The organism is Dietzia sp. PP-33 (assembly GCF_033790845.1).
GTDB lineage: Bacteria > Actinomycetota > Actinomycetes > Mycobacteriales > Mycobacteriaceae > Dietzia.
In genome coordinates this window covers 283995-306915 of sequence record NZ_JAMYEI010000003.1, presented here as the reverse complement: position 1 = coordinate 306915, position 22921 = coordinate 283995, and the positions used below count along the sequence as shown (strand labels likewise).

Here is a 22921-nt window from a genome sequence, read left to right as displayed (position 1 = left end):
TGGGATCAACCGGCGAGCATCAGGCGGGCGGCCTCGGTGCAGTCGTACCGCGGCTGCCACCCGGTGGCGTCCCTGAGTCGTCGTGACGTGGTGACCGGTTCCCCGCAGGTCACCCAGTGGGAGGAATAGGGCAGCAGTCGTAACCGGAACCCGAGGTCGGCCAGACGTCTGGCGGCGCGGAGTGGGACGGGGACGCACACAGAACGGTTCAGTCGGCACAGCTCGGAGACGGTGAGCGCGCCCTCCGGACCGAGGTTGAACTCGCCGTCGACGCCGGTGAGGACCACCCGCAGGTACGCGTCGACGAGGTCGTCCTGGTGGAGGAACTGGAAATAGGACCGCCCGGGGCTCGGGTGCAGGACGATGCGCGAACGCATGGTCTCCAGTCCGGAGTTGGACATGTCCGGCCCCACCACGTAGGTGGGCCGCAGGACCGCCATCGCCATGCGGCCGTCGGAACCGCGCCGCCACCGGCGCACGTCCTCCTCCATCAGCGCCTTGTGGTGGAAGTAGTAGTGCTCCTCGCCGGCACCGATCGGCGCCGTCTCGTCGATCACCTCCGGGCCACCGCGTGGGCCGTAGGCGTTGATGCTCGACGTCATCACGCACACCCGGGCGCCGGCGGAATCGGCCGCCCGGAGGACCCGTCGCGAACCGTCGACGTTGACGATCCGGGCCGACTCCTTGTCGCGCGGCTCCTCGACCATGAAGGCGCAGTGGATCACCGCGTCGGCGCCCACGAAGGCCTCGTCGAGGTCGTCGGTGGCGAGGTCGATCGTCCGTTGCTCGATCTTCGGGTCCCGGACGCGCAGCGGCGACCGAGCCAGGGCCACCACGTGATCGACCTCGTCGCGCAGGATCAGACCGCGCAGGAGCGCCGTACCGAAGTCTCCGGAGGCCCCGGTCAGCACCACCCTCATAGAGCGGCGAGGTCACGAGTGGCGGCGAGGACATCGGCGATCGCCGTGGCCGCCTCCACCAGCTGCTCATCCGTGTGGTCCGCCGTGACGCACAGGCGCAGGATCGCACCGGCCGCCGGGACGGCCGGGTGGACCGCGACACCGGTGTAGACGCCCCGCTCGAGCAGCAGGTTCCATACGTGCACCGCGCGGAGGTCGTCGCCCACGGGCACGGGCACGATGGGCGACCAGTCGTCGCCGGTGAGGCCGGAAGTGCACTCGATCCCCTTGTCGCCCAGTTCGGTGCGCAGCAGGATCGAGTTCCGGCGCACCGCCTCGGTGCGCGCGGCACCCTCGTCGGTCCGCATGATCCGGATCGAGGCGAGGGAGGACGCGGTCGCGGCGGGGACCGAGGACGTGCTGAAGATCATCGGTCGCGCCGTGACCCTGAGCCCGGTCACCAGGTCGGAGCTGCCGGTGATGAACCCGCCGCAGGAGGCCGAGCACTTGGAGAACGACGCCATGGTCACGTCCACGTCGGCCACCGTCCCGGTCTCCTCGACCCAGCCCCGCCGGGTCGGACCGAACAGGCCCATCGCGTGGGCCTCGTCGACCATGAGCGCGGCTCCGAACGAGCGGGCGAGCTCCGCGACGCCGGACAGGGGCGCGAGGCTGCCCTCCATCGAGTAGAGGGAGTCGACGACGACGAGGATCTGCTCCGGGGACCCGCGGCGGGCCGTGATCAGGGCCTCCTCGAGCGCGCCCAGGTCGTTGTGGCGGAACGGGTGGACGGAGGTCCGCGCCATGCGGAGGCCGTCGCGGAGCGAGGCGTGGGCGTACTCGTCGATGACGACCGCGTCCCGTTCACCGACGAGGGCGCCGAGGGTGCCGAGGTTGGTCTGGTACCCGGTCGAGAAACACAGTGCGTCCTCGGTGCCGAACCAGTCCGCGATCTCCGCCTCCAGCTCTTCGTGCAGCGACATCGTCCCGTTGAGCAGGCGGCTCCCTGTGCTCGCGGACCCGAATCGCCGGACCGCCTCGGTGGTGGCCTCGATGACCTCGGGGTGACGGGCCAGACCGAGGTAGTTGTTGGAGCCGAGCATGATCCGGTCCACACCCTCGACGTTGCTCGTGGCGCCGGAGCTCGAGTTCATGGTCCGGTAGTAGGGGCTCTGACCGGCGTCCTGGAGGGACGAGAAGATCTGGACCCGTTCGTCGGCGGCGAGGCGGTCGATGAGGGGATGGTTCACGAGAAGTCCTTCCGATGGGCTGTCACGGTGGTTCGGCCCCTTCTCCGGGGCGGATGGGTCGGGCGAACGAATCCTCACCTGATCACCCGATGCCCCCGTCGCCCATCCGCCTCCGGATCCGGAACGAATGAATGGGACGCCTGAGTGAGGGAGACCGATGAGTCACAGAGCCGACACCCGGACGACGCAGCGTGCTCACCGCTGGCGGTCGATCCTGACGAGGGGGTGGCCGCTCGCCGCTGCGCTGGTCCTGGCCGTGCTCGGAGCGCTCTCCGCCGGGGGAGTGGAGGAGCAGCTGACCCCCGGCGGGTTCCGCGCAGACTCCACGCCGTCCGCCGTCGCCGAACGGCGGCTCGACGCGGAGGTGGGGGTGGGCACCCCCGACCTGCTCGTCCTGGTCTCGGGGGCGGAGTCCGCCGCCGTGGACCGCGACGCCCAGGCGGTGGCGTCCTACCTCGGCGATGCCGGGGGAGTGGGACGCGTGACCGTGTCACCCGCCCCCGGGGACGGGCCCACGGTGGTGTCCGCGGTGCTGTCCGGCGACGACTCCGAGTCCAGACGCACCCTGGACACTGTCCGCGAGGCCCTGCCCCCGCCCGGTGAGGGCGTCGACAGGCAGCTCACCGGCCGGGCCGAGATCCTCCGCGAGGACGATCTGATCGCGCGGGAGGATCTGGTCCGCGCCGAGCTCATCGCCGTCCCCCTCACCCTCATCCTGCTCGTGCTGTTCTTCGGCTCCGTGGTGGCCGCCGCGGTCCCGGTGGCGATCGGGGTGCTCGCCATGCTCTCGACGTTCCTGGTCCTGTCCGGCCTGGTGCACCTGATCGACGTCTCCGTGTTCGCCCTCAACCTCGTGATCGGTCTCGCGCTGGGTCTCTCGATCGACTACAGCCTCCTCGTGGTCGCCCGGTTCCGCGAGGAGCTGGCGGCCGGGGCGGACCCACCGGAGGCCGTCGACCGCACGATGCGCCGATGTCGGAGGACCATCGTCATCTCGGCGGTGACGGTCGGACTGTGTCTGGCCGCGCTGACGGCGGTCGACATGCCCTTCCTGAGGTCCATGGCGATGACCGGTGTGGCCGTCGTCGCGCTCGTCGCCACCCTCACCCTGGTGGTGCTGCCCCCGGTCCTCCGCGTTCTCGGTCGCAGGATCGACGCGTGGTCCGTGCGGCGGGTCGACCCGTCCCGCCCCGGCCGCTCGGTGACGGCGATGTTGGGGGTCTCGCGCAAGCACCCGGTGGCGGTGGCACTGGGGGTGTCGGCGCTCCTGTTGATCCTGTTGACGCCCGCGTTCGGCCTCCGGTTGGGCACCCTCGACGACCGGGTCCTCCCGCCGGATGCGCCGTCCAGAGTGGCGGCCGAGCAGCTGCGCGACGAGCGGCCGGACCTTGGATCCGATCCCCTGGTCGTCCTGGCGGACGGGGTGGACCCCGGCGCGTTGGCGGAGCGGGTGTCGCGCATCGACGGCGTGATGGTGGCGCGGGGCCCGGACGACACCGTGTCCGACGGGCTGGCGGTGGGACCCGGGGACCCCACCCTGAGACGGGGCTCGGTGTCCGCGGTGGAGGTGGTGACGACCCCGGGGCTGACGCAGCCGGAGCAACAGGACCTCGCCGAGTGGGTCCGCGACGTGGTGACCCCGGCCCCGGTGGCGGGAACCTACTCCGACGATGTCGACACCCGCCAGGCGATCACCGACCGGGCGGTGCCGGTCGCCCTGCTCGTCATGGCGGTGGTGCTGCCCCTGGTCTTCCTGCTGACCGGTGGCGTGCTGGTCACCCTCAAGACGCTGGTCATGGCGGCGCTGAGTCTCACCGTGACGTTCGGCGCGATAGTCCTGATCTTCCAGGAGGGGTATCTCGCCGACCTGGTGGGCGTGACGGCCACGGGGGTGGTGGACAGCTCCTCGCCCCTGCTCATGGCGTGCCTGGCCTTCGGTCTGTCGATGGACTACCAGTTGTTCCTGCTCTCCCGTGTCCGCGAGGAGTACGACCGCCACGGCGACACCACCCGGGCCGTGGTCGACGGGGTCTCACGCACCGCCCCCGTGGTGGGGGCGGCGGCGGTCCTCGTGGCCGTGGTGTTCCTCGCCATCGGTACGTCGGGGATCAGCGTGGTCCGGATGCTCGGACTCGGGATGGCGCTGGCCGTGCTGGTGGACGCGTTCGTCATCAGGTTGTTGCTCGTCCCGAGCGCCATGCTCCTGCTCGGGGAGGCCAACTGGTGGGCGCCGAGGCCGCTACGGGCCGTCTTCGATCGACTGCGGATCCGGGAGAGCTGATCGCGGCGCGCCCGTCCCGTATACCCGCGCTCGTCCCGTAAACCCGCCCTGCCGCGACGGTTCGTCGTAGGTTCGGGTCATGACCCTCGACGACCTCCGTGCCCGCCTCCCCGGCGCCTCCGTGCTCACCGACACCGATGTGGTCGAGGGCTACCGCCGGGACTGGGCCGAGGCCCCGGATCCGGGGATGCCGCTGGCCGTGGTGCGGGCGCGGTCGACCGAGGACGTGCAGGAGGTCATGCGGTGGGCCTCCGAGTGCGGGGTCCCCGTGGTGCCGCGGGGCGCCGGCTCGGGCCTGTCGGGCGGTGCCACCGCCGTCGAGGGCGGGATCGTGCTGACCACCGAGCTCATGCGGGAGATCAACGTCGATCCCGTCACCCGCACGGCCACCGTCCAACCCGGCCTGTTCAACGCGGAGGTCAAGCGCGCCGTCGCCGAGCACGGGTTGTGGTACCCGCCGGATCCGTCGTCGTACGAGATCTGCTCGATCGGCGGCAACGTCGCCACCAACGCGGGCGGACTCTGCTGCGTCAAGTACGGCGTCACCACCGACTACGTCCTGGGGCTCACGGTGGTCCTGGCCGACGGAACAGCGGTCCGGCTGGGTGGCGCACGGCTGAAGGACACCGCCGGACTGAGCCTGACCAAGCTCTTCGTGGGCAGCGAGGGCACGCTGGGCATCGTCACCGAGATCATCGTCCGACTCATCCCGACGCAGCCGCCGCGATCCACCGTGGTGGGGATCTTCCCCGACGTCGTCGCGTGCAGTGAGGCCGTCCTGGCCATCACGCGCCGCATCCGCCCGGCGATGCTCGAGTTCATGGACAACGTCTCGATCCGGGCCGTGGAGGCGGACCTGCGGATGGGGTTGGACACCACGGCGGGGGCGATGTTGCTGGCGCAGTCCGACCTCACCGGGCCCGACCGGGAGGCCGAGACCGAGTTGATGGCGGAGGCGTTCCGCACCCACGGGGCGACCGAGGTGTTCGCCACCGACGACCCCGAGGAGGGGGAGCAGTTCACCGTCGCCCGCCGCGCCGCGTTCACCAGCCTGGGCAAGGTGGGCACGCTGCTGCTGGAGGATGTCGGCGTGCCGCTGCCCGCGCTCCCCGCACTGGTCGCCGGGATCGAGCGCATCTCGGCCGAACGTGACGTCCCGATCGCATTGGTCGCCCACGCCGGCGACGGCAACACCCACCCGATCATCGTGCTGACCGACGACGACCCCGACCGCGCGGAACGTGCCAGGATCGCGTTCGGGGAGGTGATGGACCTGGCGATCGGCCTCGACGGCACCATCACCGGGGAACACGGGGTGGGCAGGCTGAAGAAGGACTGGTTGCCGGATCAACTCGGCGAGGACGTCATGGCACTGACCCGCCGGATCAAGGACGCGCTCGACCCGCAGGGCATCCTCAACCCGGGCGCGATGCTGTAGAGGCGCGATGACCCAGAACTGCGTGCACGCTCGCGGCCGCGCACAGGGACCAGGTGCCGCACAGCGCGAGCACGGTGGCCAGGCTCACGACCTCCCACCCCAGGTAGTGGGCCCCGAGCGCACAGGTGCCGAGCGGGAAGGTCATGGCCCACCAGCCGGGGTTGAACGGCATCCGCGCGCGGAGCCCCCGGGCGGTGGAGACCACCGCGAAGGCGCCGAACACCGCGCCGGCGGAGAGCGCGACCACGCCGTACAGACGAGCGGCCTGGGACAGCGAGGGTCCGGTGAGCACCTGCGCCGCCGCCGTCGACTGCCCCATGATCCCCAGGGGGATCCAGGTGGAGGGCGAGAGCGCCACCGGGATCGGGGTGCGCCGCCACGCGTGGTGGAAGGCCACCGCGATGACGCCGCCCCCGAGCACCAGCGCCCCCACGAAGCAGATCGCGCCCACGGCCACGAGAGCAGTCCGGAGCGGCCCGGGGTCGACCTGTCCGGCCAGGAGCCCGGCCACCGTGGCCGTCACCATCGGCGGCACCATCGGCAGCGCCCACGTGGGGAGCGGGTGGTCCGGGCGTCGCGAGATCAACCAGTGGGTGAACCCCACCGCCGTCGCCAGACCGAGGACGGTCCCGGCCACCCACAGTGCGGCCTCCACCCCGAGTGCGATCGTCCTCAGGTCGGGGGCGAGCGCCTCGACCACGGTGAAGGTGGCCGAGCCCACCGAGAGCAGGCCCATCGACACCAGACCCCACAGCGGTAGAGCCGCCGCGTCACCGGCCGAGCGGGACCAGACCGTGCGGTCGCGGACGATCGAGCGGAGGAAGCCCGCCCCCAGACCGACCAGCAGCGCCCACGCGAGTCCCAGGAACACCGGCGCGGCGAGGGCGAAGACCGCCAGGTGCCCGGCGTGGAGCTGCAGGAGCGTGGCGAGGATCCCGGTGCCCATGACCGCGCCGAACCACGCGGGCCCGGGCCCGGGGACCGCGTGGCCCGCAGGCGGGCCGTCCGTACCGGGAGTGGTGGTCACGGCGCGTCAGGCCCCGACCTCGTCGTCGTCGCCGGACGGGAGCCGGACCCGCACCGCCGCCGCGACCGGCGTGCCCACCGGCACCTCCCGCCCGCCCAGGGTGACGGTGATGATCCCCAGCTCGACCTGGCGCGAGACCACCCCGACCGGGGAATCGGGACGCAGGCCGATCTCGGCCAGATGGCGCAGGACCGAGTTGTCCCGGTCGGACACCCGCGTCACGACACCGGTACCGCCCTCGGGCACCCGGTCCAGGGGGACGTCGGCGGGCTGGTCCAGGCGCCCGTCGCGGGTGGGGATGGGGTCCCCGTGCGGGTCGCGGCGCGGGTGGTCGAGGAAGCCGTCCAGAGCGTCGACGAACCGGTCCGAGACCACGTGCTCGAGCGCGTCGGCCTCGGCGTGCACCTCGTCCCAGGGGTACTCCAGGCACCGGGCGAGGAACGTCTCGAGGATCCGGTGGCGGCGCACCATCGCCACGGCGAACGACCGGCCGGTCTCGGTGAGCTCGACCGGTGCGTAGGGGCGGTGTTCGGCCAACCCCATCGCGGCGAGCTTGCGCACGCCTTCGGTGACGGAGGAGGGGGAGGCGCCGAGGCGGTCGGCCAACGCGCCCGGGGTGACGGGGTCGCCGCCGGAACCCAGGTAGTGGGCGGCCATGAGGTAGGCCTGGATCGTCGGGGTGAGATCGGCGAGGCCTGTGGGTGCATCTGCGCGGCGTGCATCTACTCGGGGTGCATCTACCCGGCGTGGGTCGTCGGTCATGCCGTCATCATCCCTGATCGTCGTGCCCGGGCGGTCGCCACCGCCCGGGGGATCACGCCGCGCCGCGGGGCGAGGAGTTGCGCAGCGAGGAAGATGACCGCCTGGGTGAGCACCACCACCGGGCCCGGGGGGAGGTCGGCGTAGTAGCCGACGTAGAGACCGGTGACACCGCCGAGGAGGGCGACGACGACGGCGAGGATCATCGTCCCCCGCCAGGTGTCGGCCACCAGTTGGGCGGTCGCGCCGGGGATGATGAGCGTGGCCACCACCAGGATCACTCCCACCGACTGGACTCCCGCAACGGTGGCCGTGGCGAGGGTGGCCAGCAGGAGCCCGGTCAGCGCCCTCGTCCGCAGGCCCAGGGTGTGGGCGTGCAGCCGGTCGAAGGCCAGCATGATCAGGTCGCGGCGGAAGACCAGTAGCACGATCACCGTGAACGCCGAGACCGCCAGCACCTGGACGAGGACGGAATCGGGGACGCCCAGCACGCTGCCGAACAGGATCGAGTGCAGGTCCTGCCCGCTCGGGAACCGGGCGATGAGAACCAGCCCGAGGGAGAACAGGGCCGTGAAGACGATGCCCATCGCGGCGTCCTCCCGCACCGTCCCGCTCTCGCGGACCGCGCCGATCAGCGTCACCGCGACCAGCGCGGCCACGAGCGCACCGACCGCGAAGGGGATGCCGGTCAGGGCGGCCAGGACCACCCCGGGCAGGACGGCGTGGGAGACGGCGTCGCCCATGAGCGACCAGCCCATGTGTACCAACCAGCAGCTCAGCAACGCACCGGCCACTCCGGAGGCGGTCACCACCAGCAGCGCGCGCCGCATGAACTCGTACGTCATGGGTTCTACGAGCAGGTCGATCACGGAAACGCCCCTTCGGTGGCGGACAGGTCGTGGGGGCCCGGGAGACGGGCACCCAGCAGGGTGGACAGGATCTGCGGGGTGGTGGTCTCGGCGACGGGTCCGTGCGCCACGAGCCGGCCGTTGAGCAGGGCGACCGAGTCCGCCAACCGTTCGACGGTGCTCAGGTGATGCGTGGACACCAGAGCGGTCCGCCCCGCCGCGGTGAGGTCGCGCAGCACGTCGATGTAGACCTCCTCGCTGCCGGCGTCCATGCCGCTGAACGGCTCGTCGAGCAGCAGCAGTTCGGCCTCCTGGGCCAGGCAGCGGGCCAGCAGGACGCGGCGGCGCTGCCCGCCGGAGAGTTCGCCGATGCGCCGCCCGGTGAGGGTGGACAAGCCGACCCGCTCCAGGGCCTCCCCGACGGCCAGACGGTCGACGGCCGAGGGGCGACGCCACGGCCCGGTGAAGCGGCGTCGGCCCTGCATGACCACCTCGCCGGCGGTGATGGGGAAACGTTCGTCGAGTCCGTCCGACTGGGGCACGGCGGCGACGCGGCCGGTCCGCAGGGCGCGCCGTACGGGCGAGCCGAGAACGCGCACCGTTCCGCTCGTCGGGGTCACCAGACCGAGCAGCGACTGGAGCAGGGTGGACTTTCCGGACCCGTTGGGGCCGAGCAGCACGGTGATCTCCCCGCCGGGCACGGACAGCGACACCGACTCGAGCGCGCGGACCTGGCCCCGGTCGACGGTGAGGTCGGTCACGACGACAGCGGGCGGGCCCGTGGGCGCGGAATAGGGCAATGGCCGGTCCGTCATGACGTCAGCTCCCGGGTGATGGTCTCGAGGTCGTGGTCGAGCAGGTCCAGATAGGTGGGGACCGGGCCGGTGGGGGCGGAGAGGGAGTCGACGTACAGCAGACCGGCGACCCGGCTGCCGGTCTCGGACGCGACCTGCTGCATCGCCGCATCGGAGACCGTCGACTCGCAGAAGGCCGCCGGGATCCCGCGATCGCGTACCTCGTCGATCAGCGCGCTGACCTGTCGCGGCAGTCCCTGGGACTCGCTGTTGACCGGCCAGAGGTACAGCTCGTCCAGTCCGAGGTCGCGGGCCAGGTAGGAGAACGCGCCCTCGCAGGTGACCAGGACGCGGCGCTCCTCGGGCACCTCCGCCACCGCCGAGCGCGCGCGGGAGGCCAGTCGGTCGAGATCGGCGACGTAGTCGCGGGCCCGGGCCCGGTATCCCTCGGCCCCGTCCGGGTCGACCCGGACGAGCGCATCGGCGATCGCCCCGATGTACCTGACCCCCTCGTCCGGAGACATCCACGCGTGGGGATTGGGCCGGCCGGTGTAGTTGCCCGAGCGCACCGGCAGGGGGTCGATGCCCGCGGAGGTGACCACGTGATGCGCATCGGTCCCGTCGATGAACCGGAGCAGCCAGTCGTCCATGCCGAGACCGTTGCTCACGATGAGGTCGGCGCCCTCGACCCTCTTGAGGTCGTCGACCGTGGGTTCGTACTGGTGCACGTCCGCGCCGGGGGTCGTGACGGAATCCACCCGGACGCGGTCGCCGCCGACCCGGCGCGCCATGTCGGCCAGGATCGTGAACGTCGTGGCCACCACCACCCTGTCGTCCTGCCCGGCGTACCCGGGGCGGTCGTCCACATCCGTCGCACCCGTGGGAACGGCTGTGCACGCCGACGCCACGATCGCGGTCACGAGGGGGAGGGCGAGCGCGGCGGCGGGGGATGCGGGCGCCGCGCGGCCGCTCCGGCGCTTACGGACGCCGACCGGATGATATTTCGGCATACCGAAATATTAAGTCATGGAGTCGGAATCTCCATACCGCCTGCGTAACCCTGCTGCCGCCAGGCCTCGTAGACCGCGACGGTGGCCGCGTTCGACAGGTTCATCGAGCGCCGACCCGGCAACATCGGGATTCGCACCCGCGCGGTCACGCGTTCGTCGGCCAACACCTCCTCGGCCAACCCGGTGGGTTCGGGACCGAACAGCAGGACGTCGCCGGGAGAGAACCGGACCTCGGGCAGCGCGAGGTCGGCGTGCGCGGTGAACGCCCAGACCCGCGCCGGTAGAAGGCGTCGGTACGCGGCCTGCAGATCCTCGTGGACCTCCACGTGGGCCAGATCGTGGTAGTCGAGCCCGGCGCGCCGCAGCTGCGGCTCGGACAGGTCGAAACCCAGCGGCCCGGCCAGGTGGAGCTCGCACCCCGTGCCCGCGGCCATCCGGATCGCGTTGCCCGTGTTGGGCGGTATGCACGGCCGGTCGAACAACACACGCACGTCCACTCCGCTCATGGCCGACATTCTCGCAGTGCGGCGACGCCGCGACCGCGCCGGAGTGGGATACTGGCACCCGTGACCGCACTCAAACTGGACGGCAAGCTCACCCGCGACGAGATCGTCGCCGACCTCACCGGCCGTGTCGCCGCGCTACGGGAACAGGGGATCACCCCGGGACTGGGCACGGTACTGGTGGGCGACGACCCCGGCAGCCGGTCCTACGTAAAGATGAAGCACCGCGACTGCGAGCAGGTCGGCATCGCCTCCCTCCGTCGGGACCTGCCCGCGGACACGGGCCAGGCCGAGCTCGAGGCCGTAGTCGACGAGCTCAACGCCGACCCCGCCTGTACCGGGTACATCGTGCAGCTGCCGCTGCCGCGGCACCTCGACGAGAACGCGATCCTCGAGCGGATCGACCCCGACAAGGACGCGGACGGACTGCATCCGGTCAACCTCGGCAAGCTGGTGCTGAACGAGCCCGCGCCGCTGCCCTGCACCCCCAACGGTTCGATCCACCTGTTGCGGCGCTTCGGTATCGAGCTCGACGGCGCGCACGTCGTGGTGATCGGTCGCGGCGTCACCGTGGGCCGCCCGATCGGACTCATGCTCACCCGCCGCAGCGAGAACTCGACCGTCACCCTGTGTCACACCGGCACCCGGGACCTGGCCGCCGAGACGCGGCGCGCCGACGTGATCGTGGCCGCCGCCGGTGTGGCGCACATGCTCACCGCGGACATGGTCAAGCCCGGCGCCGCCGTGCTCGACGTGGGCGTGTCCCGGCTCGACGGCGGACTCGCGGGCGACGTCCATCCCGACGTCTGGGAGGTGGCCGGCGCGGTGTCCCCGAACCCGGGTGGCGTCGGCCCCCTCACGCGGGCGTTCCTGCTGGCCAATGTGGTCGAGCGCTGCGAGCGGCTCGCCGCGGGGACCTCCTAGGCCCGGATGACCCACCCCGCTCCCGACCGGTCGCGGTCGACCGACGCCCGGCCCCGCCGCACGAGGCCCGCGCGGCTGAGCTGGTCGCAGATCCGGGCCCAGTGGCCGCTCGCGCTGGTGTTGGCCGGGTTGGCGGTGGCCCTGGGGTTCGTCGTCCTCGAGCGGTGGCGTCGCGGGGCGTTCCTCCTCGGACTCGTGGCGCTGGCCGCCGCCGCCCTGCGGGCAGCGGTGCCGGACGAGCGCGCGCGGCTCCTCGGCGTGCGGGGGAAGGGCTTCGACGTGGCCTTCTACCTGGCCATCGGCGCCGTCGTGCTGTGGCTCGCCACCTCGATCGACTCGCTCGGGACGGGCTGAGGGCCGGCCCGGGTCATCGCAGCCGCAGTGGCACACCCTCGCGGACGTGGTCACGGACGCCATCCGAGGCGAGCAGAAGTGCCATCGCCACCAGCGCACACAGGGAGAGCACGCTGCCGAGCACGGAGATGAACGTGATGCTGTCCAGGGCCATCCGTGCGAGCGAGCTGACGGCCAGGAGCGCCACCGTCGCCCCGATGACGACCCGTGCCGCGCGGTGGGCGCGCCAGAGCAGCACCGCTCCCATGAGTAGCAGCAGCCCGAGGACCAGCGACGACGTCGCGGTCACCACCATCGGCCCGTAGTCGGTGGTGGCGTCGTCACCGCTGGCGGTGGCGAGGATCCCCAGAAGGGTGCCGAAGCCGATGGACACCCCGATGATGCCGAGCCCTACGGACAGGCCCGTCAGGCCGAGGGCCGCCGGCCGGGGGGTGTGATCGCGGTCGGTCACGCGTGACCCCGCGTCCGGTCGGACGAACCCTGCGCGGCGAGCTCCAACGTCCTGGCGAGCATGGGTCCCACCACATCGGACTCGGTGAGGAAGCCGTCGTGACCGGCCGGACTGTCGATCACCACCAGTGGATCGGCGGCGGGCAGCAACTCCGCGAGCTCCTCCTGCTGGCGTAGGGGATAGAGGCGATCGGTGGTCACGCCCCCGATCACACAGGGGACGGGACACGAGCGCAGGGCCTGCTCGACCCCGCCGCGGTCCAGACCCACGTCGTGACGGTTCAACGCATCGGTGAGCAGGACGTAGGTGCACGCGTCGAAGCGGGAGACGAGCTTGCCGGCCTGGTGGTCGAGGTAGGACTGCACGGCGAACCGCCCCGACATCGACAGGTCCTCGCCACGCGGATCCTCACCCGGTTGCGGACGGTTGGCGAACCGCTCGTCCAGCTCCAGCTCACCCCGGTAGGACAGATGCGCGATACGCCGGGCGATCCCGAGGCCGGCGACGGGGGTCCTGCCGGTGCCGTGGTATCCACCCTGCTGCCAGTGCGGGTCGGTGGTGACGGCCATGATCTGCGCCGTCTGCACGCCGATCTGATCTGCCGATGCGCGGGCGCCGACCGCCAGGACGCACCCCGCGCGGACACGATCCGGGTAGGTGACCATCCACTCCAGGGTCCTGGCGCCGCCCATGGAGCCGCCGATCACCGCGGCCCAGTGCCCGATCCCCAGCAGGTCGGCCAGGACCCGCTCCGCCTCGACCATGTCGCGGACGGACACGGCGGGGAAGCGGGCCCCCCAGTAGTGGCCGTCGGGATGGAGTGAACTGGGGCCCGTCGAGCCGCGACACCCACCGAGCACGTTGACGGACAGGACGCAGTACCGGTCGGTGTCGAGGGGCAGCCCGGGCCCGACGAGCCCGTTCCACCATCCGGGCGTGGGGTGCAACGAGTCGACCGAGCCCACCACGTGCGAGTCCCCGGTGAGCGCGTGCTCCACCAGGACGATGTTCGACAGGTCCTCCGCGACCCGGCCCCACCGCTGGACCGCGAGGGTCACCCCCGGGAGGACGACACCCGTGACCAGCGTGAGGTCGCCGATGGCGACGTGGCCGAGGGTGCCGTCGCCCGGGGGCAACAGCGCGAGCGGATCGGTGGGGCGGGTCATGCGGACCGACGTCAGGCGAGCGCGGCGAAACCGAGCTCGAGGTCACCGATGATGTCCTCGACGGCCTCGATGCCCACCGACAGGCGGACGGTCGCGAGGGTGACCCCGGCGATCGCGTTGCCCTCGGGGGTGCCCTGGGAGTGGGTGGTGGTGGCCGGGTGGCACACCAGCGAGCGGACGTCGCCGATGTTGACCAGGCACGAGTGCAGCTTGAGCGCGTCGATGAACTTCCAGGACTGCGCCGTGACGTCCTCGTCGGACGCGCCTTCGGGCACGGCCAGGTCGAACGTGACGATCGCCCCGGCGCCCTTGGGCGAGAGCTTCTTCTGCAGCCCGTTGTAGGGCGAGGAGGCCAGGCCCGCGTACTGGACGCCTGCCACGTCCTCGCGGGCCTCGAGCCACTCTGCGATCCGCTGCGCGTTGGACACGTGGCGCTCGATCCGCAGGCTGAGGGTGTCGATGCCCTGGACCAGGGTCCACGCGTTGAACGGGGACGCCGCCGCTCCGGTGTCACGCAGCAGCGTGACCCGCGCCTTGAGCGCGAGCGCCGGCGCGCCCAGATCGGCGTAGACCAGGCCGTGGTAGGCGGGGTCGGGAGTGGTGAAGGACGGGAAGACGTCCTCGCCGTCGCGCTGCACGCGCCAGTCGAACTTCCCGCCGTCGACCAGGATGCCGCCGAGGGAGGCCCCGTGGCCGCCGAGGTACTTGGTGGCGGAGGAGACGACGACGTCCGCACCGAGCTCCAGCGGGCGGATGAGGTACGGGGTGGCCACCGTGTTGTCGATGACCAGCGGGACCTGGTTGGCGTGGGCGACCTCGGCGATGGCCGGGATGTCGAGGACGTCGTTCAGCGGGTTCGAGATGGACTCGCCGTAGAACAGCTTGGTGTTGGGCCGGACCGCCGCCTGCCAGGAGGCGGGGTCGTCCGGGTCCTCGACGAAGGTGGTCTCGATGCCGTACTTGGGCAGCGTGTGCCGGAGCAGCGTGTCGGTACCGCCATAGAGGCGGGGGGAGGCCACCACGTGGCCACCCGACTGGGCGATCGCCTGGATGGCCGCGGTCTCGGCCGCCTGACCGGAGGCGAACAGCAGCCCGGCGACACCCCCCTCGAGCGAGGCGATGCGGTCCTCGACAGCGGCCACCGTGGGGTTGGTGATCCGGGTGTAGATCGGGCCCATCTCGGCGAGCGCGAAGCGGTCGGCCGCCTGCTTCGCGTCGGCGAAGACGTACGAGGTGGTCTGGTAGATCGGGAGGTTCCGTGCGCCGGTGTCGGAGTCGACGGGCTGGCCCGCGTGCACCTGGCGGGTGTCGAACGCCCAGTCTGGATTGCTGTTGTCGTACGTCATAGGGGCGGAGCCCCTCCTCTCGTCAGAAGGGTCCGCCCGCGTTGACGACAGCGGACCCGCGCTTGCCTTGTCACCCGGACGGGTGGTGGCCAGGTCGTCTCCCGGGGCACCCCACCGCGGTGGAGGGTTGCCGTCCAGCGAGCCGGGGCTTGTCGCTGGAACTCATGACCTGGGGAGAGGCTAGCCTAAGCCTCCCCGCGGCTGCAACGAGGGGTAACGGGACCGAGCGCCCGCTCTCGACGACACCTGATCGGTAAGATGAGGCGCACATCACTATGTGCCCCACAACATGTGCCCCACAACGCAGGCCCCGGAAGGGTGCGCGGAGAAAGAGAGCCCGATGTCCAAGATCAAGGTCGAGGGGACGGTCGTCGAGCTCGACGGCGACGAGATGACCCGCATCATCTGGAAGTTCATCAAGGACAAGCTCATCCACCCCTACCTGGATGTGGACATCGAGTACTACGACATCGGCATCTCCAACCGCGACGCCACCGACGACCAGGTCACCGTGGACGCCGCCAACGCCATCAAGAAGCACGGCGTGGGCGTCAAGTGCGCGACCATCACCCCCGACGAGGCCCGGGTCGAGGAGTTCGGTCTCAAGAAGATGTACCTCTCACCCAACGGCACGATCCGGAACATCCTGGGCGGCACCATCTTCCGCGCGCCGATCATCATCTCCAACGTGCCCCGCCTCGTACCGGGGTGGACCAAGCCGATCATCGTCGGTCGCCACGCCTTCGGGGACCAGTACCGTGCCACCGACTTCAAGGCTCCCGGCGCCGGCAAGGTCACCATCACGTACACGCCCGCCGACGGTTCCGAGCCGATCGAACACGAGATCGTCGACCTGCCCGAGGAGGGCGGTGTGGTGATGGGGATGTACAACTTCACCAAGTCCATCGAGGACTTCGCGCGTGCGTCGTTCAACTACGGTCTCGACCGCGGATACCCGGTGTACCTGTCCACCAAGAACACCATCCTCAAGGCCTACGACGGCGCGTTCAAGGACATCTTCCAGGACGTGTACGACCGTGAGTTCAAGGACAAGTTCGACGAGGCCGGCCTGACGTACGAGCACCGGCTCATCGACGACATGGTCGCCTCCGCGCTCAAATGGGAGGGCGGCTACGTCTGGGCCTGTAAGAACTACGACGGCGACGTGCAGTCCGACACCGTGGCGCAGGGCTTCGGCTCGCTCGGCCTCATGACCTCCGTCCTGCTCACCCCGGACGGGAAGACCTGCGAGGCCGAGGCCGCCCACGGCACCGTCACCCGTCACTTCCGCCAGCACCAGGAGGGCAAACCCACCTCCACCAATCCGATCGCCTCGATCTTCGCGTGGACACGCGGACTCGAACACCGGGGCAAGCTGGACGACACCCCCGAGGTCATCGAGTTCGCACACCAACTCGAGGACGTCGTCATCAAGACCGTCGAGAGCGGCAAGATGACCAAGGATCTCGCGGGTCTCGTCGGCGACGGTCAGGACTACCTCACCACCGAGGAGTTCCTCGCGGCGCTGGACGAGAACCTGCAGAAGGCCCGCGCCTGACCCTCGCGGGGTCGTCACCGAACAGCCGTCGCGGAGCCCGGTAGATGGACTAGCGTTCACGCCACCGCCTGTCCCCACCCCGAGGAGCGCGTTCGTGGACCAGAGTCCCCTCGTCGACATCGGACTGCCGATCGCGCTGGCGATCATCATGGTCGGGATCGGCCTGAGCCTGACGAGGGCCGATTTCGCGGTCCAGGCCAGGGCCCCGTGGCCGACCGTCGTCGGTCTCCTCGGACAGCTCGTGCTGGTGCCGCTGGTGGGCGTCGGGGTGGCGATGCTGTTCGACCTGGCGCCGCTGCTCGCCCTCGGTCTCGTGCTGGTGGCCGCGAGCCCCGGTGGAGCGACGTCCAACCTCGTCACCTATCTCGCCCGCGGCAACGTGGCACTGTCGATCATCCTCACCGCCCTCGCCTCGGTGGCGGTGATCCTCACCCTCCCGCTGTGGTTCGACCTCGGAGCCCGCCTCATCCCCGGGGCGGCGGAGTTCGAGGTCGCGGTCCCCCTCGGTCAGACGTTCGGCCTGCTCCTCGGCGTGATCCTCATCCCGGTGACGGTCGGGATGGTGCTGCGGGCCCGCAAGCCCGCGCTCGCGGACCGCCTCGAGCGCTTCGTGGGGATCGTGGGGATCGTGGTTCTGGTCCTGCTCATCGTGGGGATCGTCCTGGGCGAGCGCGACCGGATCGTCGACCTGATCGTGGCGGTCGGCCCCGCGGTCGTCGTGCTCAACCTGGCGATCATCGCCCTCGGTGGGCTGCTCTCCTGGGTGTGTCGCCTCGGACGCTCCGAGCAGATCGCCATCGCGGTGGAGTTCGGGATCAAGAACACGACGCTCTCCCTCCTGATCGCGTTCACCGTGATCGGCGACGAGGAGGTCGGACTCGCCGCCGCTGTCTACAGCCTCGTCATGTACGTGACGATGGTCGGGGTCATCTACGGTGGTCGGCGCCTCATGCGCACCGCGGTGTAGTCCGGGCGGGACGACCCGCAGGCCTCCTCGGCCCGCCCACCCCGCTGCCTACCCACCCCACAGGCCGTTCGGCCCCCGGCGGCGTAGCCTGCGTCGGTGATCTCAGTACCTGCACCGACCCCGCGACGCGTGGCCCTGGCGATCGCCGCCCTCGCCCTGGGCGGATTCGGGATCGGTGTCACCGAGTTCGCCGCCATGGGGTTGTTGCGCTCGATCGCGGACGACTTCGGGCTCAGCGAGCCGCAGGCCGGCAACGTCATCTCCGCCTACGCGCTCGGCGTCGTCGTCGGCGCGCCCCTGCTCACGGTGGGGACCTCCCGGTGGCGACGGCGCACCCTGCTCCTGGTGCTCATGGTGCTGTTCACCCTCGGAAACGTCGCCGCGGCCTTCGCCCCCACGGCGGAGGCCCTGGTCGCCGCCAGGTTCCTCGCCGGGATCCCGCACGGTGCCTACTTCGGCGTGGCCTCGTTGGTGGCGGCCTCCCTGGCGGGGCCGGGAAGGCAGGCGCGGGCGGTGTCGCTGGTCCTGCTGGGGCTGTCCGTGGCCACCGTGATCGGTGTCCCGGCCGCCACCTGGCTGGGGGAGACCGTCGGCTGGGGGTCGGCCTTCCTCGCGGTCGGGGTGATCGGCGCCCTGACCGTGGCCGCCATCGCCGTCGTCGTCCCCGAACCGGACGGCGGGGTGGTGGTCCGGGCCCGCGAGGAGCTGGCCGCGCTGGCCCGGCCCCAGATCCTGGCGACCCTGGCCGTGGGCTGTGTGGGTTTCGGCGGCATGTTCGCCGTCTACACCTACATCCAGTGGACGATGGTCGACGTCGCCGGGATCGACCGCGGCTGGATGCCCGCGGTGCTCGCCGTCTACGGGTTGGGGATGGTGGCCGGCAACCTGCTCGGGGGCGTGGTGGCGGACCGTGACCTCGACCGCGGGCTGGTCGCGATCGCCTCGGTCATGACCGTCGTCCTGGCAGCGTTCGCGGTGGCCGCGTACCACCCCGTCACCGCCCTGGTGGGGTTGTTCCTGGTGGGGACGACGGGGTCCGCGCTGGTGCCCGGGCTCCAGACCCGGCTGATGCGGTACGCGGGCAGGGGACAGACGCTCGCGGCCGCGCTCAACCACTCGGCCCTCAACGCCGCGAACGCACTGGGGGCGTGGCTCGGCGGGGCGGTGATCGCCCTCGGTTTCGGCTACACGTCCCCGGCCCTGGCGGGAGCGGCCCTCGCGGCGGCCGGACTGGCGATCCTCGTGGGCGCCGTCGTGGCCGCCCGTCGCACGGATCGGGACGTGATCAGGACGGGGTGAGCCCCGGCACGAGCCACCGCTCGAGCAGGGCGCGGACCTCGACCTCCGGTCGCGGGATCTCCGTGGAGGAGTCGAGGAGCGAGATGAGCAGTCGCATGATGATCTCCGCGAGGCTGTCGAGGTCCGAGTCGTCCACCCCGGCGTCCGCCCAGTCCACGGGGAACCGGCGCAGCATCGCCGACCCGTACCCGAGCATCACGGGCGAGGTGGCGGCACGACTGAACGTCGCGGTGTCCCCGAGCTGGAGAAGCAGGTTGAGACGCGGGTCGCTCGGCACCGTGCGCAGGCAGAACAGGATCCCCTCGACCACCGCCTCCGCGGGGGACCGGCTGCCCTCGAGGTGCGAGACCAACCGGTCGACGAAGTCCTCGGCGCCCCTCGCCGCCACCACACTCACGATCTCGCTGATGTTCCCCAGGTGTCGATACACCGTCTGCCGGGTCACCCCGAGTTCGGCGGCGACATCGGAGAGCGTGGTCTTGGCGACCCCCTGACGATCGATGAGGCCGGCGGTGGCGTCGATGATGCGCTGGCGCGCCTCCTCCTCGTCCGCCGGGGGCCGTCCGCCCCACCCGTGCTTCGCCATCAGATCAGGGTGTCATATCCGCCCCGCGCGTCGACGAACCCTCTGTGCCTGCGGTGGTGCTGCCGGACGTGCCGGCAGCGCGGGCCCGGGTGCGGGTCGCCAGGATGGCCGCGACGACGAACCACGCGGCCACAGCGAAGCAGGCGAGGGCGTACCACCCGCTGCCGACCGGGGTGCCGTCCGAGGTGACCCCGTCCGTCGCGCCGAGGAACGCCGGGAGCGCGGCGATCCAGAACAGCGCGTGCACCACCACGTAGGCGGCGGGGTAGATGCGGACGAAAGCCGGCGAGGAGACGGGCTGCGCGGAGCCCCGCCACGTCCGGCGTGTGCCGTCGGCCAGCAGCCACAGACCAACGAGCCACAGGAGGCCGAGGAAGGTCCACAGGATCACCTTCTGGAGGGTGCCCTCGCCCTCGGCGTCGACGCCCACCCTGGTGGGCGCGGCCAGGATCACCATGAGCACCGGGGTGAGGACACCCGCGACGAGCGTCCGCCAGGCGAGCGAGCCACCACCCATCGGGGTCCCGGTGCGCGCGGGCCCGCCAAGGAGCTTGACGACGAGCCACACCATGACGCCGAACGAGACCGACGCGAACACCCACATGCTGTTCATCGGGACGGAGGCGAACATCGGAGTGTTGATCATGTTCTCCGGGTTCCACGCCCACCACTTGAGCTGCGGCCCGAGTTGGTCGAAGATCTCGTAGAACACCTGGCTGGCGAACGCCGTGGCGATCGCCCCGACCGCGGCACCGCGCCGGGCGAAGATCCCCAGTGCACGGACGAGTTCGTAGGTGATCTGCGAGATCACCGGGTAGAACGCCACGATGTACAGCGGGAGGCGGTCGAACATGAACTGCACGGTGAAGACGTTGTGGGAGAAGATGAACCCCACGTAGTCCTGCAGCCCGAACCACTCGGGGAAGTACAGCGGCGGCTCGATCACGGCCAGGTAGATCAGCGAGGCGAACCACAGACCGAGGTTGACCGGGTCGCCGTCGCGCCGCCAGCGCCGCCAGGCGTGGACCAGCGCGAAGACCGCGCCGGCGATGATCAACACCTCGAGCAGGGGCATCGTCCAGTGTTCGAGACCGAGGGGGGAACGCACCGCGCCCACCGGGTGCGCGTCGTCGCAGGCGAAGCCGAGGAAGTCGGCGACCTGCCGGGCATGGGGTTCGCAGGTGTACGCCATGGTTCAGCCCTTCGTTCGTCCGGTCGCGGTGCGTGGGACAGAGGTCGTCGGCTCCACGGGGTTCGCGGGATCGGAGTAGTCGGTCCCCGGAGGGTCCAGACGGATGTCGAACCCGGCGGGGACCCGGGTGCGACCGAGTACCTCCCGCACCTTGTGCCGCAGGAGGCCGTACACGAACCGCGGGTCGGTCATCATGTCGCGCAGCGACTTGTCGAGGTTGAACACGGCCGTGAACGACTGCTCCACGTGATCGTCCTCGCGGGCGGCGGCGGTGATGGCGTTGAACACCGGCCACGACACCTTCGCCATGATCTTCCGGCGCCAGGCCGGGGCCACCTCGGTGCCCTCGGCGAAGTCGTAGCCCTGGTCCCTGGCCATGGCGAGCATCCACGGCACCTCGAGCGAGACCCGCTGCCGGTCCAGGAAGGCGCGGGTGAACGAGGTGTCCAGTGAGCGGTGCTCGGCCAGGACCTCGGAGAGCACGACCGCCGAGCGGGCGGCCGAGCTCATCCCCTGTGCGTAGAACGGGTTGAAGGCACAGGCCGCGTCACCGATCGAGACCAGGCCCAGCGGAGGGTGCGCGATCTCGTCGTAGCGCCGCCACTTGTTGCCGGTGGCGCGGGTCAGGTGCACCTCGGAGATCGGGGTGCTGGCGTGCATCGCGGCGGCGAAGGTGGGTGCCCGCAGTCGCTCGGCCGCGGCCTCGAACGTCTCCGGCCTGCGCGGCATCTCCAGCCCCCACGAACCCATGCACGAGATGGCGCGGTCACCTTCGATGGGGAAGAAGTTGGACAGGTACTCGTGCTCCGGCGGATGCGGGCCGGGGTCCTGGGTGGGGGTCAGGACAAGGTGCTTCCACCACCAGTGCGGTGGCCTGGCGGAGTGCTCCGGGAGCTGGTACCAGCGGGAGGTGTAGGTGACCTTGGCGTCGAGGGTCTTCTCGGGGGCCGCGGCCCACCCGGCGGCGGCGAGCCAGTCGCGGACCGAGGAGCCGCGCCCCAGGGCGTCCACCACGAGGTCGGCCTCGATGGTCCTGGTCTCACCCCCGGCGTCGCGGTACTCGACCCCGGTCACACGACCGGCGGCGGTCCCGCCTCCGGTGGTGGCCAGACCGGACACGGCCGCGCCCTCGCGGATCTCGACGCCTCTCAACTCGCGGACCTTGTCCCGCAGGACCCGCTCGACCAGGACTCGGGAGGAGTAGATCATCGTCATGGTGCTGGACTTGCGCGGTCCCCACCCGTCCTTCTCGCCGTAGGCGGCCTCCATGGACGGCATGAGCAACAGGCCGCCCGCCTCGATGAGGGCCTCCTCGAACCCCGGGAAGATCGCGCCCATCGCGCGGCGCCCGGCGTTGAGGACGAAGTGCGGGTGCTTGCTCTGCGGGACGCCGCGCCGGTGCTCGGCGCCGGGCGGCAGCTCGTCCCTCTCCAGGACGACCACGCGGTCGAAGTGCGGGGCCAGGACGCCGGCCGAGCACAGGCCCGCCACACTCCCGCCGAGGACCACTGCTGTTTCTCCGTGCATCCCGAGATCCCTTCATTCATACAATGATCGTCTCAATGTATGAATGTGCGACCGGTGTGTCAACGGGTAGGCCGGAGGAGGTGGGCCACCACCGGGCGGGGGCCGGTCAGATGACGCCCGTGGCGGTGAACAGACCCGCAGCAGCGAGGCCGATCGCAAGGCCCCACACCGTGACGGCGATCGAGGTCCACACGAACACCACGTTGCGGTTGGCGCCGATACCCACCATCGCGGCGGAGGTCACCTGCGACGGCAGGAGCAGCGGCCCGAGCAGGCTGGCCCCGGGTACGCCGACCCGGCGCACGTTTTCGGCGACCCGTCCGCGTCGGCCGCTCCCAGCCGCATCCACGGTGTCGTCGCTCGTACCGCCGCGTCCCGCCGCGAGGTTCCGCACGCTCGAGATCCCGTAGACCACGAGGAGGACGGACGCGATGTTGCCGACGACGGCCGCGAGGACGGCGAGGGGGATCGGCACGCCGGCCGCGATGCCGATCGTCGAGGCGCCGTAGGACTCGACGAAGGGGATGGCCCCCACCGCGGCTACGCCGATGAACTGCACCGGGTCGGGCAGGCCAAGCACGAAGTCCTGGAGGGTGGAGAAAAAGGTGTCCATTGCTGCTCGTTCCTGTCGGTCGTCTCGCCGGTGGGAGGGCCCCGTCCGGACACCTCTCATGGTTCTCCCCGGCGCGCGGGCCGGGCAGGACCGAACAGTCATGACCTCGGCGTACAGCAGTCACGGGCG

Annotated in this window: 22 protein-coding genes and 1 riboswitch; of the genes, 7 read left to right on the top strand and 15 right to left on the bottom strand. The window is 71.0% G+C overall.

Annotated elements, in window-relative coordinates; translation table 11 throughout:
* Nucleotides 1-5: 5 nt before the first annotated feature.
* Both NJE57_RS07650 and NJE57_RS07645 read right to left on the bottom strand, forming a co-directional pair.
* The gene (locus tag NJE57_RS07650; protein ID WP_319027793.1) at nt 6-914 is read right to left on the bottom strand and encodes an NAD-dependent epimerase/dehydratase family protein; all 909 of its coding nucleotides are present in this window, start codon (nt 912-914) and stop codon (nt 6-8) included.
* Nucleotides 915-916: 2 nt separating this feature from the next.
* Nucleotides 917-2149 (bottom strand): pyridoxal phosphate-dependent aminotransferase family protein, encoded by a 1233-nt coding sequence (locus tag NJE57_RS07645; RefSeq protein WP_319027792.1) that lies wholly within the window; start codon nt 2147-2149, stop codon nt 917-919.
* A gap of 157 nt (nt 2150-2306) precedes the next feature.
* On the opposite strand from NJE57_RS07645, the gene NJE57_RS07640 reads away from it, so the two are divergent.
* Together NJE57_RS07640 and NJE57_RS07635 are read left to right on the top strand one after the other, a co-directional pair.
* On the top strand, nt 2307-4430 hold the full coding sequence (locus NJE57_RS07640; protein ID WP_319027791.1) for an MMPL family transporter: 2124 nt from the start codon (nt 2307-2309) through the stop codon (nt 4428-4430).
* Nucleotides 4431-4509: 79 nt separating this feature from the next.
* Nucleotides 4510-5868 carry an FAD-binding oxidoreductase gene (locus tag NJE57_RS07635; RefSeq protein ID WP_319027790.1) on the top strand — a complete coding sequence of 453 codons (1359 nt, stop codon included), beginning with the start codon at nt 4510-4512 and terminating at the stop codon, nt 5866-5868.
* Here the strand turns inward: NJE57_RS07635 and NJE57_RS07630 are convergent.
* From NJE57_RS07630 to NJE57_RS07605, 6 genes are read right to left on the bottom strand one after another with little or no spacing between them, the layout of a single operon-like run.
* On the bottom strand, nt 5846-6895 hold the full coding sequence (locus NJE57_RS07630; RefSeq protein ID WP_319027789.1) for a C4-dicarboxylate ABC transporter: 1050 nt from the start codon (nt 6893-6895) through the stop codon (nt 5846-5848). The two genes, NJE57_RS07635 and NJE57_RS07630, sit on opposite strands and share 23 nt — an antisense overlap.
* Before the next feature lie 6 nt (nt 6896-6901).
* The gene (locus NJE57_RS07625; RefSeq protein WP_319027788.1) at nt 6902-7657 is read right to left on the bottom strand and encodes a metal-dependent transcriptional regulator; all 756 of its coding nucleotides are present in this window, start codon (nt 7655-7657) and stop codon (nt 6902-6904) included.
* A complete protein-coding gene (locus tag NJE57_RS07620; protein ID WP_319027787.1) occupies nt 7654-8523 on the bottom strand; it encodes a metal ABC transporter permease in 870 nt (289 codons plus the stop codon). Before NJE57_RS07620 ends, NJE57_RS07625 begins: the two co-directional genes overlap by 4 nt.
* Nucleotides 8520-9317 carry a metal ABC transporter ATP-binding protein gene (locus NJE57_RS07615; RefSeq protein ID WP_319027786.1) on the bottom strand — a complete coding sequence of 266 codons (798 nt, stop codon included), beginning with the start codon at nt 9315-9317 and terminating at the stop codon, nt 8520-8522. Before NJE57_RS07615 ends, NJE57_RS07620 begins: the two co-directional genes overlap by 4 nt.
* On the bottom strand, nt 9314-10306 hold the full coding sequence (locus NJE57_RS07610) for a metal ABC transporter substrate-binding protein (RefSeq protein WP_319027785.1): 993 nt from the start codon (nt 10304-10306) through the stop codon (nt 9314-9316). The genes NJE57_RS07615 and NJE57_RS07610 overlap by 4 nt, the downstream gene beginning before the upstream one ends.
* Nucleotides 10307-10320: 14 nt before the next feature.
* On the bottom strand, nt 10321-10812 hold the full coding sequence (locus tag NJE57_RS07605; RefSeq protein WP_319027784.1) for a tRNA (cytidine(34)-2'-O)-methyltransferase: 492 nt from the start codon (nt 10810-10812) through the stop codon (nt 10321-10323).
* Nucleotides 10813-10872: 60 nt separating this feature from the next.
* Here NJE57_RS07605 and NJE57_RS07600 point away from each other — a divergent pair, with 60 nt between their 5' ends.
* Nucleotides 10873-11733, top strand: coding sequence for a bifunctional methylenetetrahydrofolate dehydrogenase/methenyltetrahydrofolate cyclohydrolase (locus tag NJE57_RS07600; protein WP_319027783.1), 861 nt, complete (start codon nt 10873-10875; stop codon nt 11731-11733).
* 6 nt (nt 11734-11739) lie between these two features.
* Nucleotides 11740-12087 carry a DUF3017 domain-containing protein gene (locus tag NJE57_RS07595; protein ID WP_319027782.1) on the top strand — a complete coding sequence of 116 codons (348 nt, stop codon included), beginning with the start codon at nt 11740-11742 and terminating at the stop codon, nt 12085-12087.
* A 13-nt stretch (nt 12088-12100) separates the two neighbouring features.
* On the opposite strand, the gene NJE57_RS07590 is transcribed toward NJE57_RS07595, so the two are convergent.
* From NJE57_RS07590 to NJE57_RS07580, 3 genes are read right to left on the bottom strand one after another with little or no spacing between them, the layout of a single operon-like run.
* Nucleotides 12101-12538 carry a hypothetical protein gene (locus tag NJE57_RS07590; RefSeq protein WP_319027781.1) on the bottom strand — a complete coding sequence of 146 codons (438 nt, stop codon included), beginning with the start codon at nt 12536-12538 and terminating at the stop codon, nt 12101-12103.
* Nucleotides 12535-13704, bottom strand: coding sequence for a homoserine O-acetyltransferase MetX (gene metX, locus NJE57_RS07585; protein ID WP_319027780.1), 1170 nt, complete (start codon nt 13702-13704; stop codon nt 12535-12537). The genes NJE57_RS07590 and metX overlap by 4 nt, the downstream gene beginning before the upstream one ends.
* 11 nt (nt 13705-13715) lie before the next feature.
* The gene (locus NJE57_RS07580) at nt 13716-15050 is read right to left on the bottom strand and encodes an O-acetylhomoserine aminocarboxypropyltransferase/cysteine synthase family protein (protein ID WP_319027779.1); all 1335 of its coding nucleotides are present in this window, start codon (nt 15048-15050) and stop codon (nt 13716-13718) included.
* Nucleotides 15051-15103: 53 nt separating this feature from the next.
* A riboswitch (SAM riboswitch) is annotated at nt 15104-15220 on the bottom strand.
* A 170-nt stretch (nt 15221-15390) separates the two neighbouring features.
* Here NJE57_RS07580 and NJE57_RS07575 point away from each other — a divergent pair.
* From NJE57_RS07575 to NJE57_RS07565, 3 genes are all read left to right on the top strand, one after another.
* Nucleotides 15391-16608 (top strand): NADP-dependent isocitrate dehydrogenase, encoded by a 1218-nt coding sequence (locus NJE57_RS07575; protein WP_319027778.1) that lies wholly within the window; start codon nt 15391-15393, stop codon nt 16606-16608.
* Between the two features lie 94 nt (nt 16609-16702).
* Nucleotides 16703-17575: a bile acid:sodium symporter family protein gene (locus tag NJE57_RS07570; RefSeq protein WP_319027777.1), complete on the top strand. Its 873-nt coding sequence runs from the start codon at nt 16703-16705 to the stop codon at nt 17573-17575.
* 96 nt (nt 17576-17671) lie between these two features.
* On the top strand, nt 17672-18874 hold the full coding sequence (locus NJE57_RS07565; RefSeq protein WP_319027776.1) for an MFS transporter: 1203 nt from the start codon (nt 17672-17674) through the stop codon (nt 18872-18874).
* Here NJE57_RS07565 and NJE57_RS07560 read toward each other — a convergent pair.
* The 4 genes from NJE57_RS07560 to NJE57_RS07545 form a co-directional block, all read right to left on the bottom strand.
* Nucleotides 18861-19460, bottom strand: coding sequence for a TetR/AcrR family transcriptional regulator (locus NJE57_RS07560; protein ID WP_319027775.1), 600 nt, complete (start codon nt 19458-19460; stop codon nt 18861-18863). The two genes, NJE57_RS07565 and NJE57_RS07560, sit on opposite strands and share 14 nt — an antisense overlap.
* 4 nt (nt 19461-19464) lie before the next feature.
* Nucleotides 19465-20652, bottom strand: coding sequence for a hypothetical protein (locus tag NJE57_RS07555; protein ID WP_319027774.1), 1188 nt, complete (start codon nt 20650-20652; stop codon nt 19465-19467).
* Nucleotides 20653-20655: 3 nt separating this feature from the next.
* Nucleotides 20656-22179: an FAD-dependent oxidoreductase gene (locus NJE57_RS07550; protein WP_319027773.1), complete on the bottom strand. Its 1524-nt coding sequence runs from the start codon at nt 22177-22179 to the stop codon at nt 20656-20658.
* A gap of 106 nt (nt 22180-22285) precedes the next feature.
* Nucleotides 22286-22792 carry a hypothetical protein gene (locus NJE57_RS07545; protein WP_319027772.1) on the bottom strand — a complete coding sequence of 169 codons (507 nt, stop codon included), beginning with the start codon at nt 22790-22792 and terminating at the stop codon, nt 22286-22288.
* Between the last annotated feature and the right edge of the window lie 129 nt (nt 22793-22921).